The sequence below is a fragment of the Porphyromonas sp. oral taxon 279 str. F0450 genome, assembly GCF_000292995.1.
Taxonomy (GTDB): domain Bacteria; phylum Bacteroidota; class Bacteroidia; order Bacteroidales; family Porphyromonadaceae; genus Porphyromonas; species Porphyromonas pasteri.
In genome coordinates, this window is the sequence record NZ_ALKJ01000014.1 from 1 (window position 1) to 15,437 (window position 15,437).

17 protein-coding genes and 1 pseudogene are annotated in these 15,437 nt (G+C 49.5%); 6 read left to right on the forward strand and 12 right to left on the reverse strand.

Annotated features, from left to right (window positions below; genetic code table 11):
* The 6 genes from HMPREF1323_RS02085 to HMPREF1323_RS02110 form a co-directional block, all read left to right on the forward strand.
* A partial coding sequence (locus HMPREF1323_RS02085; protein ID WP_009432524.1) for a tyrosine-type recombinase/integrase occupies nucleotides 1-215 on the forward strand: 215 nt, incomplete at its 5' end.
* Nucleotides 216-248: 33 nt separating this feature from the next.
* Nucleotides 249-725, forward strand: a complete 477-nt coding sequence (locus tag HMPREF1323_RS02090; protein WP_009432518.1) for a DUF1896 domain-containing protein — start codon at nucleotides 249-251, stop codon at nucleotides 723-725.
* A 134-nt stretch (nucleotides 726-859) separates the two neighbouring features.
* Entirely contained in the window at nucleotides 860-1,195 is a 336-nt protein-coding gene (locus HMPREF1323_RS02095; protein WP_009432510.1) for a hypothetical protein, read from the forward strand.
* Between the two features lie 378 nt (nucleotides 1,196-1,573).
* Complete coding sequence (locus tag HMPREF1323_RS02100; RefSeq protein ID WP_009432515.1) at nucleotides 1,574-1,972, forward strand: hypothetical protein; 399 nt, start codon at nucleotides 1,574-1,576, stop codon at nucleotides 1,970-1,972.
* A 5-nt stretch (nucleotides 1,973-1,977) separates the two neighbouring features.
* Nucleotides 1,978-2,400: a PcfK-like family protein gene (locus HMPREF1323_RS02105; RefSeq protein WP_009432512.1), complete on the forward strand. Its 423-nt coding sequence runs from the start codon at nucleotides 1,978-1,980 to the stop codon at nucleotides 2,398-2,400.
* A 4-nt stretch (nucleotides 2,401-2,404) separates the two neighbouring features.
* Nucleotides 2,405-3,670, forward strand: coding sequence for a PcfJ domain-containing protein (locus HMPREF1323_RS02110; RefSeq protein WP_009432521.1), 1,266 nt, complete (start codon nucleotides 2,405-2,407; stop codon nucleotides 3,668-3,670).
* Nucleotides 3,671-3,829: 159 nt separating this feature from the next.
* On the opposite strand, the gene HMPREF1323_RS02115 is transcribed toward HMPREF1323_RS02110, so the two are convergent.
* From HMPREF1323_RS02115 to HMPREF1323_RS02170, 12 genes and pseudogenes are all read right to left on the reverse strand, one after another.
* Nucleotides 3,830-5,272, reverse strand: coding sequence for a caspase family protein (locus HMPREF1323_RS02115; protein WP_009432519.1), 1,443 nt, complete (start codon nucleotides 5,270-5,272; stop codon nucleotides 3,830-3,832).
* Entirely contained in the window at nucleotides 5,269-6,147 is an 879-nt protein-coding gene (locus tag HMPREF1323_RS02120; RefSeq protein WP_009432509.1) for a hypothetical protein, read from the reverse strand. Before HMPREF1323_RS02120 ends, HMPREF1323_RS02115 begins: the two co-directional genes overlap by 4 nt.
* A gap of 91 nt (nucleotides 6,148-6,238) precedes the next feature.
* Nucleotides 6,239-6,686, reverse strand: a pseudogene (locus tag HMPREF1323_RS02125) (glycoside hydrolase family protein).
* Between the two features lie 46 nt (nucleotides 6,687-6,732).
* Complete coding sequence (locus HMPREF1323_RS02130) at nucleotides 6,733-7,182, reverse strand: DUF3872 domain-containing protein (protein WP_044123912.1); 450 nt, start codon at nucleotides 7,180-7,182, stop codon at nucleotides 6,733-6,735.
* A gap of 14 nt (nucleotides 7,183-7,196) precedes the next feature.
* Nucleotides 7,197-7,769, reverse strand: a complete 573-nt coding sequence (locus HMPREF1323_RS02135) for a conjugal transfer protein TraO (RefSeq protein ID WP_009432511.1) — start codon at nucleotides 7,767-7,769, stop codon at nucleotides 7,197-7,199.
* A 5-nt stretch (nucleotides 7,770-7,774) separates the two neighbouring features.
* On the reverse strand, nucleotides 7,775-8,734 hold the full coding sequence (traN, locus tag HMPREF1323_RS02140) for a conjugative transposon protein TraN (RefSeq protein ID WP_009432523.1): 960 nt from the start codon (nucleotides 8,732-8,734) through the stop codon (nucleotides 7,775-7,777).
* A 20-nt stretch (nucleotides 8,735-8,754) separates the two neighbouring features.
* Complete coding sequence (traM, locus tag HMPREF1323_RS02145) at nucleotides 8,755-9,987, reverse strand: conjugative transposon protein TraM (RefSeq protein WP_009432522.1); 1,233 nt, start codon at nucleotides 9,985-9,987, stop codon at nucleotides 8,755-8,757.
* Between the two features lie 293 nt (nucleotides 9,988-10,280).
* A complete protein-coding gene (traK, locus tag HMPREF1323_RS02150) occupies nucleotides 10,281-10,904 on the reverse strand; it encodes a conjugative transposon protein TraK (RefSeq protein ID WP_009432525.1) in 624 nt (207 codons plus the stop codon).
* Between the two features lie 24 nt (nucleotides 10,905-10,928).
* Nucleotides 10,929-11,963: a conjugative transposon protein TraJ gene (gene traJ, locus HMPREF1323_RS02155; protein ID WP_009432517.1), complete on the reverse strand. Its 1,035-nt coding sequence runs from the start codon at nucleotides 11,961-11,963 to the stop codon at nucleotides 10,929-10,931.
* 11 nt (nucleotides 11,964-11,974) lie between these two features.
* Entirely contained in the window at nucleotides 11,975-12,604 is a 630-nt protein-coding gene (locus HMPREF1323_RS02160; protein WP_044123913.1) for a DUF4141 domain-containing protein, read from the reverse strand.
* A 21-nt stretch (nucleotides 12,605-12,625) separates the two neighbouring features.
* Nucleotides 12,626-15,133 (reverse strand): TraG family conjugative transposon ATPase, encoded by a 2,508-nt coding sequence (locus tag HMPREF1323_RS02165; RefSeq protein ID WP_009432516.1) that lies wholly within the window; start codon nucleotides 15,131-15,133, stop codon nucleotides 12,626-12,628.
* Nucleotides 15,130-15,437 (reverse strand): DUF4133 domain-containing protein (locus tag HMPREF1323_RS02170; RefSeq protein WP_083845328.1); only part of this gene is annotated, 308 nt, incomplete at its 5' end. The genes HMPREF1323_RS02165 and HMPREF1323_RS02170, both read right to left, overlap by 4 nt.

Here is a 15,437-nt window from a genome sequence, read left to right on the forward strand (position 1 = left end):
TACAGAAGCGACTCACCTTCCATCTGGCTCGTCATACCTTTGCGACGATGTCGCTCAGCAAAGGCGTACCGATGGAGAGCGTATCCAAGATGCTGGGGCATACCAACATCAAGACCACACAGATCTACGCCCGTATCACCAGCAAGAAGATCGAGCACGATATGGAGCAGCTAGCGGGTAAGCTCGATAAGTTCAACGAAGCCATGGGTCTCTAAGCCTATGCTCTCCCCCTTAACACAAGCCCTATTATGAATCAGACCAAGAAAGAGCTTTCCTACTTCCGACTCAAGCTGGAAGGCTACCTCAGAGACCATCATCCCGAGTTAATAACCGACAGCGCCTTCATCGGTGCACGTGCAGACCTAGCCCTCTCCTCCTACTGCGATAGCGTAGCCCAAGGCTTCTCGCACCTCGAGGCGGAGGCAATGGCCAGCGAGCTCCTCTATCAGGGACTCCACTTCTCCAAGTATGACACCCTCGTCTCCATCCTTGAGCAGGAGTTCTCCGAAGAGCTTCCCGAGCCCCTCCCCCATAGGCTCGCCCCCATCCTCCTGGGCAACAAGTCCATTCAAGCGGTCTTTTCAAAGTATGATCTCCGCGATGATTTTGACGGAAGTCGTGAGTATGAGCTACTCTACACCGAGCTGACAGGTACCATCGTCCTGCTCATTGAGGAGAACCACTTGCCCATCGTAGACAAGGCTGAGATATACGTTCAAGAGTAAGATCCCATTGGGGCACTCGAGTGTCAAGAGCCAAGATATACGCTCCACTCCACACGCCAAGAGGCAAGCGCCCTTGCTCTTTGTGTCGAGAAGCATCTTGTCCCTGCTCTTGAAACTCAAGAATGCCCCCAGATATGAATACTCAAGCAATGAATCACGATCCGCACAGCCCCGTCTTCATCAGGGGTAAGGCCTCTCCCGACAAGCAGACGAAGGGACAGGTGTCTCCTTCCCGTTTCGTTGACTGGCGACGTATCATTGAGCTGGCGCTTCTACTGACACTTGTTGTAGCTGCCGTCTACCTTATCTCTAGAGTCGTCACTCCACAGGTCGTGACGATTGTAGGTGTCATAGCGGGCTTCCTCCTGCTACGTTTCGTAGTACGAACCATCCTACAAGTTACCTTCACCATCCTCGGCTATCTCTTATGGTTAGCCATCTTCGTAGCGATTCTGATCTGCATCCTTTAGCAAGGATGATTCCTCATACTCTAGACGGGTGGCTGGCTCTTAGGAGCTAGCCACCTTTTTACTTTCAGCTTATAGGCTTTGCACTTCTGCTTCTTCATCCAGCCGTTCCACTTGATGCGTAAGCGACGGATGCTGTTTCTTTTCCCTCGCAAAGGTAGGACGGGGCTTGGGCTCCCCAAGGTCAGGGCCTACGGTTGGCAGGAAAATCTCCACACTTCCGCCCCGGGGGCTCCAGGTTGTATTTTCCTCCCAAACCTTGTGTCCGCCATCGCCCCGCTACCTCTGTCTTGCTCGAAAAAGGAATCAGCATACTCCGATCGTTGGACGCATAAAAAAAATGTCACTATGGATAAGCAGAACGTAAATACCACACCTTCGATGAAAGGAAAAGGAGATAGCTCCTCCTCCCATTACCGCATAAACTCGGGGACTGAGGCGTGCGAGCGTGCCGTGGCGACTAAGTTCGTGCAGTGGGAGGTGCAGCCCTTGGAAACCCTCTGTGCCTGTAAAGCCTACCTCCTGCGTGTGAAGCTCAATCGTGGCGGGACAATGAGCCGTGAGGAAAAGGATTGGCTATGCGAAGCCGTGAACAGCAACACCTACTTCCGCACCGCCATACCCGTGATGGGCTACCGCTTTGACTTCTTCGATGTGCTGAAAAAGTACTTGGTCAAGCAATACGGACAATGGGCAGAATACTATGCCCCTGACCGCACCAGCCTACGTAAGCACCTTTATGGACGTATCAACCAGATTGTAGAAATCCCTAAATACTAACGACAATGAGCGGAACAGAACAATTCACACGCACCATAGCCGAGTATCTCAATCAAAGAGCAGCCACAGACCCTCTGTTTGCTCCTAACTTGGCAAAGCCCCACAAGAACATCGAGGACTGCATTACCTATATCTTACAGCAGGTACAGCAGAGCGGTTGCAACGGCTTTGAGGACTATGAAATCTACTCTATGGCGATACACTACTATGATGAGGACGACTTAGAAGTGGGTAGCCGTGTAGCCTGCAATGTGGTAGTCAATCATACCATCGTCCTCACCGAAGAAGAGAAAGCCGAAGCACGCAAGCAGGCGATACAGCAGTACCAAGCCGAGGAGCTTCGCAAGTTGCAAGAGCCGAAGCGAGTGAAAGCTAAGGCGAACACTACGACCGAGCAAGAACCCCTACCCTCTCTATTTGATATGTAAGCCTATGAAACCGAGAAATAAGTTTGAGCAAGCCGTCATTGCTCAGAGCAAGCACCTCCGCCCGATAACGAAGACACAGACGCAGTGGGCATTCCGTGAGTGCATTGAGCACTATGCCTATCGCCTACCCAAGGGCAAATCCACTTGTATGGATTGTGGGCATTCGTGGCAAATGATTGAGCCTACCGAGCATTGCACCTGCCCCCAGTGTGGAGCAGGCTTAGAGGTCATAACGACAAGGGCGAGGAAGTTAAAGCAACGGCAGTATTTCACAGTACTGAATACTTCGGGAGGGTATCAAGTCTTACGTATGTACTTGCTTATTGCGGGTATGGAGAAAGGCTACCAAGCCAGCTCCTCCGTTATGGAGATTGGTCAGTATTGGTGGGATGAGCGTGGCAGGCAGTCTATTGTCGCCGTACAGCGAACGATGGGGCATTATATAGATAGCTTTGCCTACTATTCGCCTATGGCTATTCGTCGTGACAGCGAAGCCTATCGCTTCGTTGCTCGTTGTCCCTTATGCCCTGAGGTTAAACTAAGTGATACCCTAAAGAGGAATGGCTTTGAGGGGAAGTACTATGACATCGCTCCCACGAGTCTTATCCCAGCCCTCCTCACGGACAGCAGAGCCGAGACCCTACTGAAAGCTGGACGCACCGAGCATCTACGCTACTTCCTCAGCCGCCCAAGGAATTGGGATGCCTATTGGCCAGCCTACAAAATCACACTCCGAAGGGGCTATGACATTACAGACATCGCCCTATGGTGCGACTATGTGGATATGCTCCGCAGATTGGGTAAGGACGCGCACAACGCCCACTTCGTTTGCCCCGAAGACTTACTGCAAGCCCACGACACGGCACAGCGGAAGTTGCAGGCTCAGCGAGAGAAGGAAGCCGAAGCCCAAAGGCGACAGAAAGCCATAGAGAACGAAGAGCGTTTTCAAGCGCTCAAAGCCCCATTCTTTGGCATCGCCTTTACAGACGGCACGATAGAGGTGCGTGTATTAGAATGTGTAGAGGAGTACCTCGAGGAGGGCAAAGCCTTACACCATTGTGTATTTACCAACGAATACCACCTCAAGGAGCAGAGCCTTATCCTATCGGCTCGCATTGAGGGTAAGCGGATAGAGACCATTGAAGTATCGCTTGAAACAATGAAGGTCATTCAGTGTCGTGGCTTACAAAACAAAAACCCCGAGTACCACGACCGCATCATTGACCTTGTACACCGAAACATCAAGCAAATACAGAGCCGTGTAGCCTAAGCCATAGCCCCTAAATACAAAAGCCCCGAAGTGATTGAGCAAATCGCTTCGGGACTTCTTTTCTTTGTCTTTGAACCAAGCAGGCGACCAAAAGAACAGAAGCAAAAGAAAGTTGCATTATCATCGGTAATAGGTGAAATAGCTGAAAATAGAAAGACATTACCAATGAAAATCTTCGTCAAATAGTTCTTTTGCAAAAGCTATCTTCTGTAATGAAACATTGCTATGTATTTGAATTAAATCCTTCGGAGCTGTAAGAAAATTAGACAAATAAGATTTTACTCCTAACTCATTCATGCCATAAGGACAACTGTGAGAGAATGCTTTCGTTATATCTTTATTCTCCACATTGACTTTGTGTATAATTTGAATTGTTTCTTCTCCAAATGCTGTTGAGTTGTTTTTTTCTTCTGCACTTATATCAATATCAATTGGCTCATCAGGAATAGTAGGGATATAAAAGAGCTGTTCTTTATATGGTTGGAGAACATCCCTTATAAAGTCAAAAGATTTTGCAAACATTGGATTTTTCCGAAGAGAAAACACGTTGTCAAAATCATGCTTTTTTAGTTCATTCCGAAAATCTCCTTTACTATCAAAGTATATCTCGAAGAGAATGCCGTTAAGCACATGATTTTCTTTGTCTTTATCGTATTTTGATAGGTTGTTCCCAAGGTTTTCAAAAAATCTTTGCACTTCCCATGCATAACCATTAGCTTGGTACAAATTACGCCCCAAAATAAACTGTTGATTTTTGTTGAGGTCAGAAGCAGGTATTCTGCGAATCTTTTCCATTGCAGGGTTTTGTCTATTCCAATCACAAGAACGGAGTTCCAAGATTAAATTGCCAAAAACATCACCTCCATCAAACAGAGAGTCTTTAACAACAACTTCGTTATAAGGAATTTCTACCGAATAAACCAATTGTCCACTATTGAAAAAGAAATCTCCAATTAAAGACGTATGTTCCCATGGCGTTTGAGTTCCATTGGTTAGGTTATAGACCGTTTTTCGGACTTTCTTAAAAAGACTCTCAACAGATAATGTTTCCCTCCCTATATATTGCAATAAAGCACTTGTATATACGCTATGACCATCTTGTCCATTTCCATCTTTCGCTCCTTCGTTGGGAGAGGTAGAAAAGGCTATAAGAGTCCCTTTGGGAGCTTGCACCTGCGCAAAAGAACTTGCAACTCCTCTGTCAAAAGTTTTTCTACAGGCATCTATTATTACTATATTTACTTTTCCCGAATTTGTTTTGAGAATCCCTAAGACCTCAGTTAGTCTGATACAGGACCTGCCTGCTTCATATTTATTCCCAGGGGGTATTTGACAGTCTATTGGTATTAAATAGTTCTCACCGTCAAGTTCAAAGCCATGTCCTGCAAAGTAAAAGATAGAAGCATCATAATCCTTTATCTGACCTTCAAAATCTGTTAGTATACGCGAGCAATCTTCTGACTTGATATTTAGTTCCTCACGAACATCATACCCAAGACGACGAAAGATTTTTGCTATCTCCGAGGCATCATTTACAGCACACTTTAGCTGAGCACCTTCGAAATAATCATTGTTCCCGAGAACAAAAGCAATTGTCTTCATCTTTTCTTGTTTTGAGTTATTTGAAATAATGCAGCCTTCAACACTTGAAAGCAAATTTTTGCGGTATTCTCATCAGGAGAAAAACTCTCTGACATCTGTTGATATGGATGAATATAATTCCTAAAATCCCGCAGTGAGTGGCTGAATTTCTTAACATCCTCTCTAAGGAAACCGACTTCACAAGATACGTCTATAAAATTACTAAGTGTCCATTCATGAAACTGCCGTATCTTTCCCGTTTTATTATCTTTGGGAGCAGATTTAGCTTGATTATACATCGCTGGATTATTTTGAGCTAATCCCAATAAGACTCCTTCCAATGTACTTCCAGAAAGAAATATTACTGATAAAGCAGCTTTTACAGATAAGCAAGTTTTGATTTCACTGATACGTGCTTCTATATAGGGTAATACATAATTATCTATTGGTAAGCTTTCAACTGAAATATCTGCAAATTCCGCATTTAAGAAATCTGCTTCTGCATTATTTACAGTGCATTCTTTCTCCTTTTCCTTGTCAATATCTACCCTTGTTGCCTTTGAAAAAGTGATTTCGCTGCCTTTGCGTATAACATTCCACCCATCAAAACAGAGGTATTGATTGAAGTCTGCTATAAAAGAATCTAATTCAGAGAATCTTCCGATAAAATTTACTGGAGCAAAAACATCCTTAATACATCTATCTAATTCAGGCTTTCCATTTAATGCACGTATTTTTTCCTCTGTATATATCCATCTTGAGGGGAAGCCATTACCATATACATCTCTAAATCCATATTGATTGAAAAAAGCAACAAGTTTAGAACCAGAACGATATTCTGTTTCTTCATTTATCAATTCCCTTAACTTCTCTATAGTCTTCTGCGATATAATCATATTTTTGCTTTGGGCTACAAAGATACTCATTAACAGCAAGAAAGAGGAGTAATACTCAAAAAAACGTCAACTATATAGTAATAAACAATTATCAATTGATATAAAACAGGGCAAACTCCGCCTTCCTCCGTCTGAGTAGCCCTCGCAAGACCTTGCCTTTATAGTAGCAAAAGGATAGGTATTCCTTGTAGAAATGCCTATCCCCTTGCTCAATCTTACGAAGCAGCTGGCTTTTGCCTTGTTTGCCATAACCCCAAGCAGGCGACCACACCGGTATTGTAAGAGAGCAGCGTTAAAAGCAAGGCATCTTTGCCATAACCCCTAAACACCTCTAAGCGTTCCCAGAGGTCGGCACGCAAGAGGGAGTCGGCTTGTCGTTCTGTCATCTCTGCCATAAACTTCTCGCCCTTTTTAAGCTCGTGACCATAACCGACATAGGGATGATGCTCCTTGCCGTGCCAGCCCTCAAAGTATTTGACGCAAAGCACAGCTCGCACAAAGGGCGGTAAGTCTGTCCAACGCACTCACCTCTGCGCCATAGAGGGCAAAGCCTCGAAACACAGCAGACAGAATGCAAATATCCATTTAGCCATCTTCCTTTTTATCCTGTACCTTCTTGTGATTGAAAGAGAAAGTCAGTTGTCGCACCTTGCCAAAGTTATCCTCGATGTACAGGTCGATGGTCTGTCGGTCTGCTGACTGCGAGGTATAGTACAGGCGAAACTCCTCCCTCACCAGGGGATATCGATCATTAGGCTTGAGTACAGCTCCCCTATCCAGCCTCAGCATCCCCCTACCCTCGCTTTGGAAGTAGCGAAGGGTATAGCGAGCCCCTACAAAGCGACCTGCTCGCTTGAGGGAGCATCGTATCTCAACAGTTTCGCCCCTACGGAGGTCCTTCTGGACGGGCATCGTCTCCAGCGTAAAGTCATAAGCCTGCTGTACCTCCAGCTCGCGGTCACAAGCAGGGAGACAAAGGCTCACTACGGCAAGTAGCCCCATAGCCCACAGCATATTCACAAGTTTCCTTTTCATTGTACGTCTTCAGTCTATAGGTTAAAGCGTAGTCCCAAGGCAAGAGCGGGACGAAAGCGATGCAGATCAGAGCCCAGGAGCACCCGCCCCTGAGCTTTGAGGATGAGGAGTAGCCTATCCGAGAGGAAGCACTCAATGGAGCTATGCACCGCCCCGCCACAGACGAGGCGTGAGCGGTCAAGAAGCGTCGCCCCATCAGGAAGGAGCATCTGCCCCTCATTGACTTCCTCATAGCCCCCGAGGGCAGAGAGCCCTAGGTAGGTAAAGATATTCTTACCCCTATCCAAGAGAAGCGGCTGCATATAGCCCACTTGTAGAAGCACATCACGCATTGGAACTTCATAGTCACGATACGCGAGTCGCTGCTCTTCGTATTCAGCCAAGAGGAAGGCATAGCTAGCTCGCTTGAGGTACTTCGTAAGCGACACACCAGCACCCCAGTGCTCTTTGCTAAAGACCTTCTCTCCCTTGATCAGTGGCACGGACGCGATGACCTCAATCCCTTGTTGCTTCGGGATGAGTCGCTGTGCGTTTGCAGAGATGAATCCACAGACAGCACAAGCGAGGAGTAAACAAAACTTCTTCATAGGGCTTACCACTTGAGCTTAAGATTGTCAATCTTCCTGGCAAGTAGAAGGTCTTCCTCATCGAGGTAGAAGGCAAGCGTGCGTCCGCCACCTCGTTCGTAAAGCCTTACCTCAAGCTGTTTGTCCTCCGAGAGGGTAAACTGCTCGAGCACGAAGACCGTGCGCTCGCATCCTTCCGCACGCACCCGAGTCACCTCGTGGTAGGCTCGTAGCGGCTGCAGTACCTGCTCCTGGATGGCCGTACGTCGAGCCACCTTCTTATCGACGACCTTGAAGCTGATGAAGTCCACCGAGTAAGGAAGGTTCGTCTCATTGTCGATGCGGGTATGTAGGTAGAGCAAGCCATTGTGCGCATAGAGCCCACGCAGGAGGAAGCGGATCCCAAACTGGCGTACCCCGATGTGTTTGACCGTCCGCTCATCATTCTGATGGATGGTCTTCATCATCAGTTTCACGAGGATGGGCGACTCACTCCCCAGCTCCTTAAAGTAGATATCGGCACGATTGCTCGGTAGCCTACCCTCCGTGCTTGATAAAAAGTCGGCCATCTCGACGCTGAGCTTCTCGGGCTCTTCGGCATACTTCACATTGAAGGCATAGAAGGAGCCATCCTCACAGATGACACTCATGTTCGTCTCCGTCTCAAAGTCACGCACGGCGGCCTTGACACGCAGGACGTTCTCCGCATCCTCCGCTTTCCCTGCGATGAGCTTGTTGCTCCCGAGATCTACGTAGCGGATAGCGGAGGGAAAGATCAGGTGCGAGGTCTTGTCAAAGGTGACCTCAAGACCATAGGGCAAGACCACACGCCCCGTGGGGATGGTCTTGCTCATCCCTTGATAGAGATCGCCCGTGGAAAGGGGACGATAGCCCGTCTGAGCTCTCAGACTATCGGTCGTAGTCTGAGCATGGGAGGTCGTCATACTCGCCCCGAAGAGCAGGGCGGAAAGAATCCATTGCTTCATTGTTATAGTGCTTTTGCTGTTTACTTACTGGAAACTAAAAAGAGACGATAGCCTCCTTTGAGGGTAACTTGAAGAGTACGGAGCTTCTTCTGAAGGAGCTGGCTTGCTCCCTGCATCACGCCACGAGCTGCCTCGGAGATGATCTGATCTTTTGCCGAGCTCGCAAAGGTGAAGGAAGTACCTACCGAGCCTCCTATGTTCGCCCCCACCTCCTTCAGGGCAGAGACCTGCTCTGCCCCCGGGATATAGATCCCCTCCTGCCCATCAAGATCATAGGCCGAGAGCTTGACGGGGATAATCCGCCCACCGATCTCAAGACTCTTGACGAGGAGATGCAAGCGATTCCCCCCGAGCTTAGCTTGAGCTATCAGCAAGCTCTGTCGTGGGATACGTAGCTCGCCGATATGGGCGGACTCTAAGAGGCGCAAGGCCACATAATTTCCCTCCCGTAGTGTCGTCGTATGATCGACCACCACGGGCAGCGTGTTGCGCTGGACGGAAGAGGGTTGAGCAAGCGCCGAGTGAAAGCCTAGATGACGCTCCTTGCTCCCGTACTCCTGCATGAAGGTTGAATCGGCCATGGGCTGAGCTAGACTAGAGACCATGTGCTTGGGCTCTGCAAGGACCTCCATCCTAGGCTCTTGAAGAGCGCTCTCTGCTTCTGGCTCTACGATAGTACGCTCTTCTGCTCTAAGAAAGGCTTTGGCTGGAAGCTCCCCGCCCTTGGGAAGGTACTTGGAGGCCATCTGATAGCTTCGCTCCATCAGGCGAAGTTGCTTTTCCTCCTCGTCATCCTCTTCACTCTCTTTCTTACGCAGAGCTTCACGGAGATCTTCATTCTCAGCACGCAAAGCATCACGCTCTTCTGCATTAGGATCCGTGGCATAGAAGGAGCTCAAGAGACGCTTATTCTCCTCATAGCGCTGAAGGGAGCCCTCAATCTTCGTTGAGGAGGGCTGTCCTTGTGCATCAAGGGAGGTGGGTTCCTCTGCAAAGTAATCCGAGAGGCGCCCGATCTCAGCTTGCGTCTCACTCTCTGAAGCCGACTTGTCGCCCAGCTCATAGCTCTTGAGCTTGTTATCGGTGAGCTGGCGCACTGTTGCCTCAGGGATATCCTTATTGAGACCCTCTTGCTCTGCGGCTTTATCCTTATCCGAGGGAGCAAAGATGAACCAAAGGGAGAGGGCGCAGATGAGTCCCAGCCCTCCAAAGACGAGCCCCTTACGGAGCTGTTCTTGCTGTTTCTTATCCATAGTGTGCTATCAATTGATGAGTAATTCTCGAGAGGGAACGCCCGAGGCTATCCTGCCGAGACGGGCGGAGAGGAACATCCAGATGCTGATGCCTGGGGATAGGAGGTTGCTGTGCCACCTTCCGAGGGAAGAACACCTGAGCAATCATAACAAGGGAGCAGGCTAGATAGAGCACACTGATACCGTAGACCAAGCGTCGACGAGTCCTAGGACTAAGCCGATCACAGTAAGCCCGAAGCCAGTAGTGCAGCCCGAGATAGTAGCGATAGAGGGAAAAGCGAGTAGACATAGCCTTAGCGTTTATAGCTCCGTAGATCTTGGTTCTCACGTACAAGGAAGTGCTCCATCAGAAAGCCCTGCGGGTTATCATCCGAGCGGACAGAGTTCTGAAGCGTACAGCTCGTCACCAGGCTTCGCTCGGTGACATTACTCTGCCTTAAGATGAACTGCCTGGCGTAGGTCGTCACCTCATAAGGATAGCTCTCAAAGTTGCAGTGGATCGAGTCGATCACAATACGCTGATTGACATTGCCCGAGATCGCCCTGTTGTAGTAGCCCTGCTCCGCTAGGTCCTTGTAATAATCGAAGGCTGACTTATCACAGAGGGCAAAAGCACGGGACATATTCTCCTCGATAGCATCCTTGTCGGGGGCGATACTGAAGAAGAGCTCATGAAAGCGGCGGACATGCTCCCTGGCCTCCACAGGGCGATTACGCGAGGCATCTTGGCTAAGAGCCAACATCAGCGACTTACCTTGATCTAAGACATAGATCTTCTCGCGCTGCCTTTCAGCAAAGCGGTAGGAACTATAGAGGGCATAGCCACAGACTCCGGCACAGAGCAAGGCAAAGAGGAGGATGTAGAGACGGATCTGACGGAATGCCGTCTCGATATTCTTTAATGATTGGAATTCCATAGTGTATACTTCTCTCTCGTGTTACTAGCCTTTGATTAAAGCACCCCTGATGCGGCCACCAAGGTTGCCTATGCTGGCACCTGCTCCTGCAGCCGCTGCCTTACCTCCGGCGTAAGCCCCCTGCATCCCGCGCTGAGCCACCTGATTAACATTGCGCCCATAGGAGCCGATACCGCCTCCAGCTTCAATAATCCACCCAGCAACCGTAGGTACACAGAAGTAGCCCACAATGCCAATGAGGAAGAACACGATGTAATACCACGAGCCTGAATCAGGCAGGTAGTTGGGATCGCTTAGGGCGGAGATGTCCTTCTGGATCATCAAGACCTGGATCTTCGTAAGCAGAGCCGTAAGGATAGAGCTGACGGGCAGCCAGAGATAAACCGAGATGTAGCGAGAGAACCACGCCGTCAAGGAGCCCGACAAGCCATCCCACACAGCAATACCAAAGACCACAGGACCCAGGATGGAGAGGACGATCAAGATGAAGGTGCGTAGCGTATCAATGATCAAGCCGGCGGCATGAAAAAGGAGCTCCATCAGATCATGAATCAGGTTCATAAACCACTGCTTCGTCTGATACGCTGCGCGCTCAGCATACATCCCCGCGATAGTGATGGCATCCTCGGGCCCGATAATTCCCATCTCCTCGATCTTCTGATCGAACTTCTCATTGGAGACCAGATAAGCAGTCTCAGGATTACGGAGATAGGCTTCTTCCTTGAGTTTATCTCGCTTGGCCGTAAGCTCGGCAAGCGTCCCCTCCTGCTTATGGACCATGGACTCCGTCCCCTGCACGATGGGAGATAGAACGGTATTCATCGTCCCAAGAACCACCGTAGGGAAGAACATGATACAGAAGCCAAGGACAAAGGGACGAAGGAGAGGATAGACATCCACAGGCTCTGCTCGAGCAAGAGAGGACCATACTCGAAGGGCCATATAGAAGAGAGCACCCAGGCCAGCAACACCTTTAGCAATCCCCGTCATCTCGCCTGCCAAGGGTAGCATCTCCTGGTAGGTTGAGCGGAGCAGTTCGTGCAAACTTGTAAAGTCCATAAGCCCCTTCCCTACCAGTAACGACTTACGTCACTGCCATACAGACTACGAACAGCTGAGAGATCCCCCTTAGCTCGGGCACGCACATAGCTGACCGAGATGTTCTTCTGCGTGTAGTATGACACGAGCGAACGATACTCTCGGAGCGTCGTATAGATGCGGTCGATCATCTGCATACGTTCACTGTCATTCATCGAGAAGACATTGCTCCCTGCGACAGACTTGAGTTCCTTGAGGCTCTCCCCGCTTTGCTCCAGAAGCTTCGTGTAGCCGGAGGCGATAGCAGCCAGCTCGGAGGGTCTGAAGTTCTTATCCTGTAGCATGCGCTTGTAGGACTTGACATAGATCTCTGAGATCTCACCTACCATCAAGACACACTCCTTGACCTTATAGGCATCCCCGATCAGATTATTGACCTTCTTCAGGGCATCGTAGTACTTCTTCGTGTCATTGTAGAGCTTCTCGATCTCTTTGAAGCCAGACAACGTATTCTTGACGGTCTTACCCGCCGTGGCAATCTCTTTGACTGTATTGGCAATATTGCCTGCAAAGTTCATGGGATCACTCACCACCCACTGAGCATGGGCTCGTAGCGTGAAAAGGCTCCATCCGAAGAGAGCCATAAAAAGGTACTTCTTCATTGTCTCTGTTGTTTTAGCTGGTTATTTCTTCTGCCGTTTTTCTTGAGCGAGGAGCCGTATCGCACCCTCAATATCGCCCCCAAGACGCTCGGCCCGCTGGAGTACCTCCAGCTTCTCGGTCTCTTCAGTTGTATAGGTGAGGTACTCCTCAAGGGAAACCTCCGTGGCATAGACTGCCGACTGCATCCCGCCTAAACCAATCCAGACCTCCTTGTAGAGGCGCTGGGGATCATTACTCTGATTGATGGAAAGGATTTGACTCTTCTCCTTGTCCGATAAGCCAAGCATCGCCTGTATACCATCGAACTTGGTCATGTACTTGCGCTGATCCAAGAGGATCTTACAGTCCGAGTTGTTGATGATACTCTCCTTGACGATTGGCGACTGGATGATGTCGTCCACCTCCTGCGTCACGACAATAGCCTCACCAAAGTACTTGCGCACCGTCTTATAGAGGTACTTGATATAGTCCGCCATATTGGCCGAGGCAATCGCCTTCCAGGCCTCCTCGATAAGGATCATCTTGCGAATACCCTTCAAGCGACGCATCTTATTGATGAAGGTTTCCATAATGATGATGGTCACCACAGGGAAGAGATCTTTGTTGTCCTTCACCTGGTCAATCTCAAAGACGATGAAGCGCTTAGACAGGAGATCGATATTCTTATCCGAGTTCAGCAGGAAGTCATAGCGCCCACCTCGGTAGTACTGCTTAAGCGTCGTAAGCAGGTTATTGATATTGAAGTCTGAGAGCGTGACCTGGATCTCCCGCTGCTTCATATCCTCTCGATATACATCTCTCAAGTACTCATAGAAGGTGTTGAAGCAGGGTACAACACGATGATCAGCCTTCAGAAGCTCGATATAGGCATTGACTGCCGAGCCTAATTCACCTGCCTCCGTCTTAGTAATCCGCTCCTCAGAAGACTTCCAGAGGGTAAGCAGTAGCGTACAGATGCTCTCGCGCTTCTCTACATCGAAGACATAGTCATCGGTGTAGAATGGATTGAAAGAGATGGGTCGCTCATCCGAGTAAGTGAAGTACACCCCATCATCCCCCTTGGTCTTGCGGTGTATGAGTTCGCATAAGCCTTGGTACGAGTTACCCGTATCAACGAGCAAGACATGTGCGCCCTGCTCATAGTACTGCCGCACCATGTGATTCGTGAAAAAGCTCTTGCCACTACCCGAGGGACCAAGGATGAATTTATTGCGGTTGGTAATGATGCCCTTCTTCATCGGCAGATCAGAGATATCCAGATGAATTGGTTTTCCCGACAGACGGTCGGCCATCTTGATGCCAAAGGGAGAGAGCGAATCCTTATAGTTCGTCTCGGCCGTGAAGAAGCAAAGCGCTGGCTCGATGAAGGTGTAGAAACTCTCCTCTGAGGGGAAGTCTGCAGCATTCCCTGGAATGCCTGCCCAATAGAGCGTCGCCGTATCGATGGTATTGTGCCGTGGCTTGCACTCCATCAGAGCCAAAGCGGAGCCAACATCATTCTTAATCTGGCGAAGCTGATCGGCCTCACTACTCCACGCTAGCACATTGAAGTGGGCACGAATAGAGGTCAAGCCCTGAGAGTGGGCTATATTGAGGTACTCCTGTATCCACTCCTCGTTGATCTGATTGCTTCGACTATAGCGTGCCAAAGAGTGCATATTTCTCGCCTGCTTCTCAAAGCGCTCGAGGGTCGCATCACTATCCTCAATGAAGAGGTACTGATTGTAGATATGGTTGCAGGAAAGGAGCAAGCCCACAGGCGAGGCAAAGCTCAGACGACAGTCACTGCGATCAGTGGATAGCCGCTCATAGCGTCCATCGGTACTGACACGCGTCGGAAGATCCTCCGTATCACTAAGCGTATGCAAACAAAGTCGGTGATCCCCGACGCGGACAAGGTCCGCTCCGAGCTGAATATCTTCAAGCGAAGCATGCCCCTCTTCCGAGAGGCTGAAGTAGCGATCTAAAAGCCCTGGTCTGTCTGCCGTCCCCACAAGCTCATCCTCCGTCATACGCTCCAGACGAAGGAGCAGCGTGTCATTGATGATGCGCTCAAACTGGTCCACCGCCTCCATGAACTTGATGACGGCTTCTTTATCCTCGATCTCCTTCGGGACAAGACGCCCTCGGCAGAGCACAGAGAAGTTACTCTGCTGAGCCATACGTTTTCTATTACTCTTCGTTAGGAAGAGATAGACCGAGTGCTTGAGATAAGGACGCTCATTGAAGTGGCGCTCCGAGGAGCGTGCAAGAAAGCTAAGCTCCCCTTCGGAGAGCCTACCCTGATACTCCTCGCTGATGAACCAGTCTTGCTTATGTACGATGCTGAAGTTAGGAAGCACCTTGATGGCCTTATGCCATGCTGAGTGCATCGCTTCATACTCTGCCGAGGTCACGGTGAAGAGCTCGGGTAGCTCCACCCGAAAGGCCACCGTGATATCGGCATCCTTACTGATCAAGCAACCTTGCTCAATAGCAAGCAGAGGGAACTTGGCCTCCAAGCTACAGGTCTTGCTCTTGTGTCTCATCTTCTGGATGATTTGAGCTGGTGGAATAAGTGTAGGACGCTACGGCGATGAGCTAAGTAACGGGGATGAGAGCGTAGTGCCCCCCGCTTCATCAGTCCATGCTCACCATACTTGCGGTTCATAGCGAAGGTTTGCCACACAAGAAGTGAGGCACCCAATACGCCTATGCCGAGGCAGAGCAGCTGGCTGACGCCAAGGAGGTAGAGCACGACCACTACGATGAAGGTCGCCAGCAAGCCTCCTGCAAAGAAGAAGAGGTACTGCGCTTTCAGCCCCTTAAACTCCACCGTGCGTCCTACGCCTT

Coding starts and splice junctions, on each gene's coding strand:
- HMPREF1323_RS02115 (WP_009432519.1), bottom strand. CDS start 5,272: ATGAAGACAATTGCTTTTGTTCTCGGGAACAATGATTATTTCGAAGGT.
- HMPREF1323_RS02090 (WP_009432518.1), top strand. CDS start 249: ATGAATCAGACCAAGAAAGAGCTTTCCTACTTCCGACTCAAGCTGGAA.
- HMPREF1323_RS02130 (WP_044123912.1), bottom strand. CDS start 7,182: ATGAAAAGGAAACTTGTGAATATGCTGTGGGCTATGGGGCTACTTGCC.
- traM (WP_009432522.1), bottom strand. CDS start 9,987: ATGGATAAGAAACAGCAAGAACAGCTCCGTAAGGGGCTCGTCTTTGGA.
- HMPREF1323_RS02160 (WP_044123913.1), bottom strand. CDS start 12,604: ATGAAGAAGTACCTTTTTATGGCTCTCTTCGGATGGAGCCTTTTCACG.
- HMPREF1323_RS02095 (WP_009432510.1), top strand. CDS start 860: ATGAATACTCAAGCAATGAATCACGATCCGCACAGCCCCGTCTTCATC.
- HMPREF1323_RS02105 (WP_009432512.1), top strand. CDS start 1,978: ATGAGCGGAACAGAACAATTCACACGCACCATAGCCGAGTATCTCAAT.
- HMPREF1323_RS02135 (WP_009432511.1), bottom strand. CDS start 7,769: ATGAAGAAGTTTTGTTTACTCCTCGCTTGTGCTGTCTGTGGATTCATC.
- traK (WP_009432525.1), bottom strand. CDS start 10,904: ATGGAATTCCAATCATTAAAGAATATCGAGACGGCATTCCGTCAGATC.
- HMPREF1323_RS02165 (WP_009432516.1), bottom strand. CDS start 15,133: ATGAGACACAAGAGCAAGACCTGTAGCTTGGAGGCCAAGTTCCCTCTG.
- traJ (WP_009432517.1), bottom strand. CDS start 11,963: ATGGACTTTACAAGTTTGCACGAACTGCTCCGCTCAACCTACCAGGAG.
- HMPREF1323_RS02120 (WP_009432509.1), bottom strand. CDS start 6,147: ATGATTATATCGCAGAAGACTATAGAGAAGTTAAGGGAATTGATAAAT.
- traN (WP_009432523.1), bottom strand. CDS start 8,734: ATGAAGCAATGGATTCTTTCCGCCCTGCTCTTCGGGGCGAGTATGACG.
- HMPREF1323_RS02110 (WP_009432521.1), top strand. CDS start 2,405: ATGAAACCGAGAAATAAGTTTGAGCAAGCCGTCATTGCTCAGAGCAAG.
- HMPREF1323_RS02100 (WP_009432515.1), top strand. CDS start 1,574: ATGAAAGGAAAAGGAGATAGCTCCTCCTCCCATTACCGCATAAACTCG.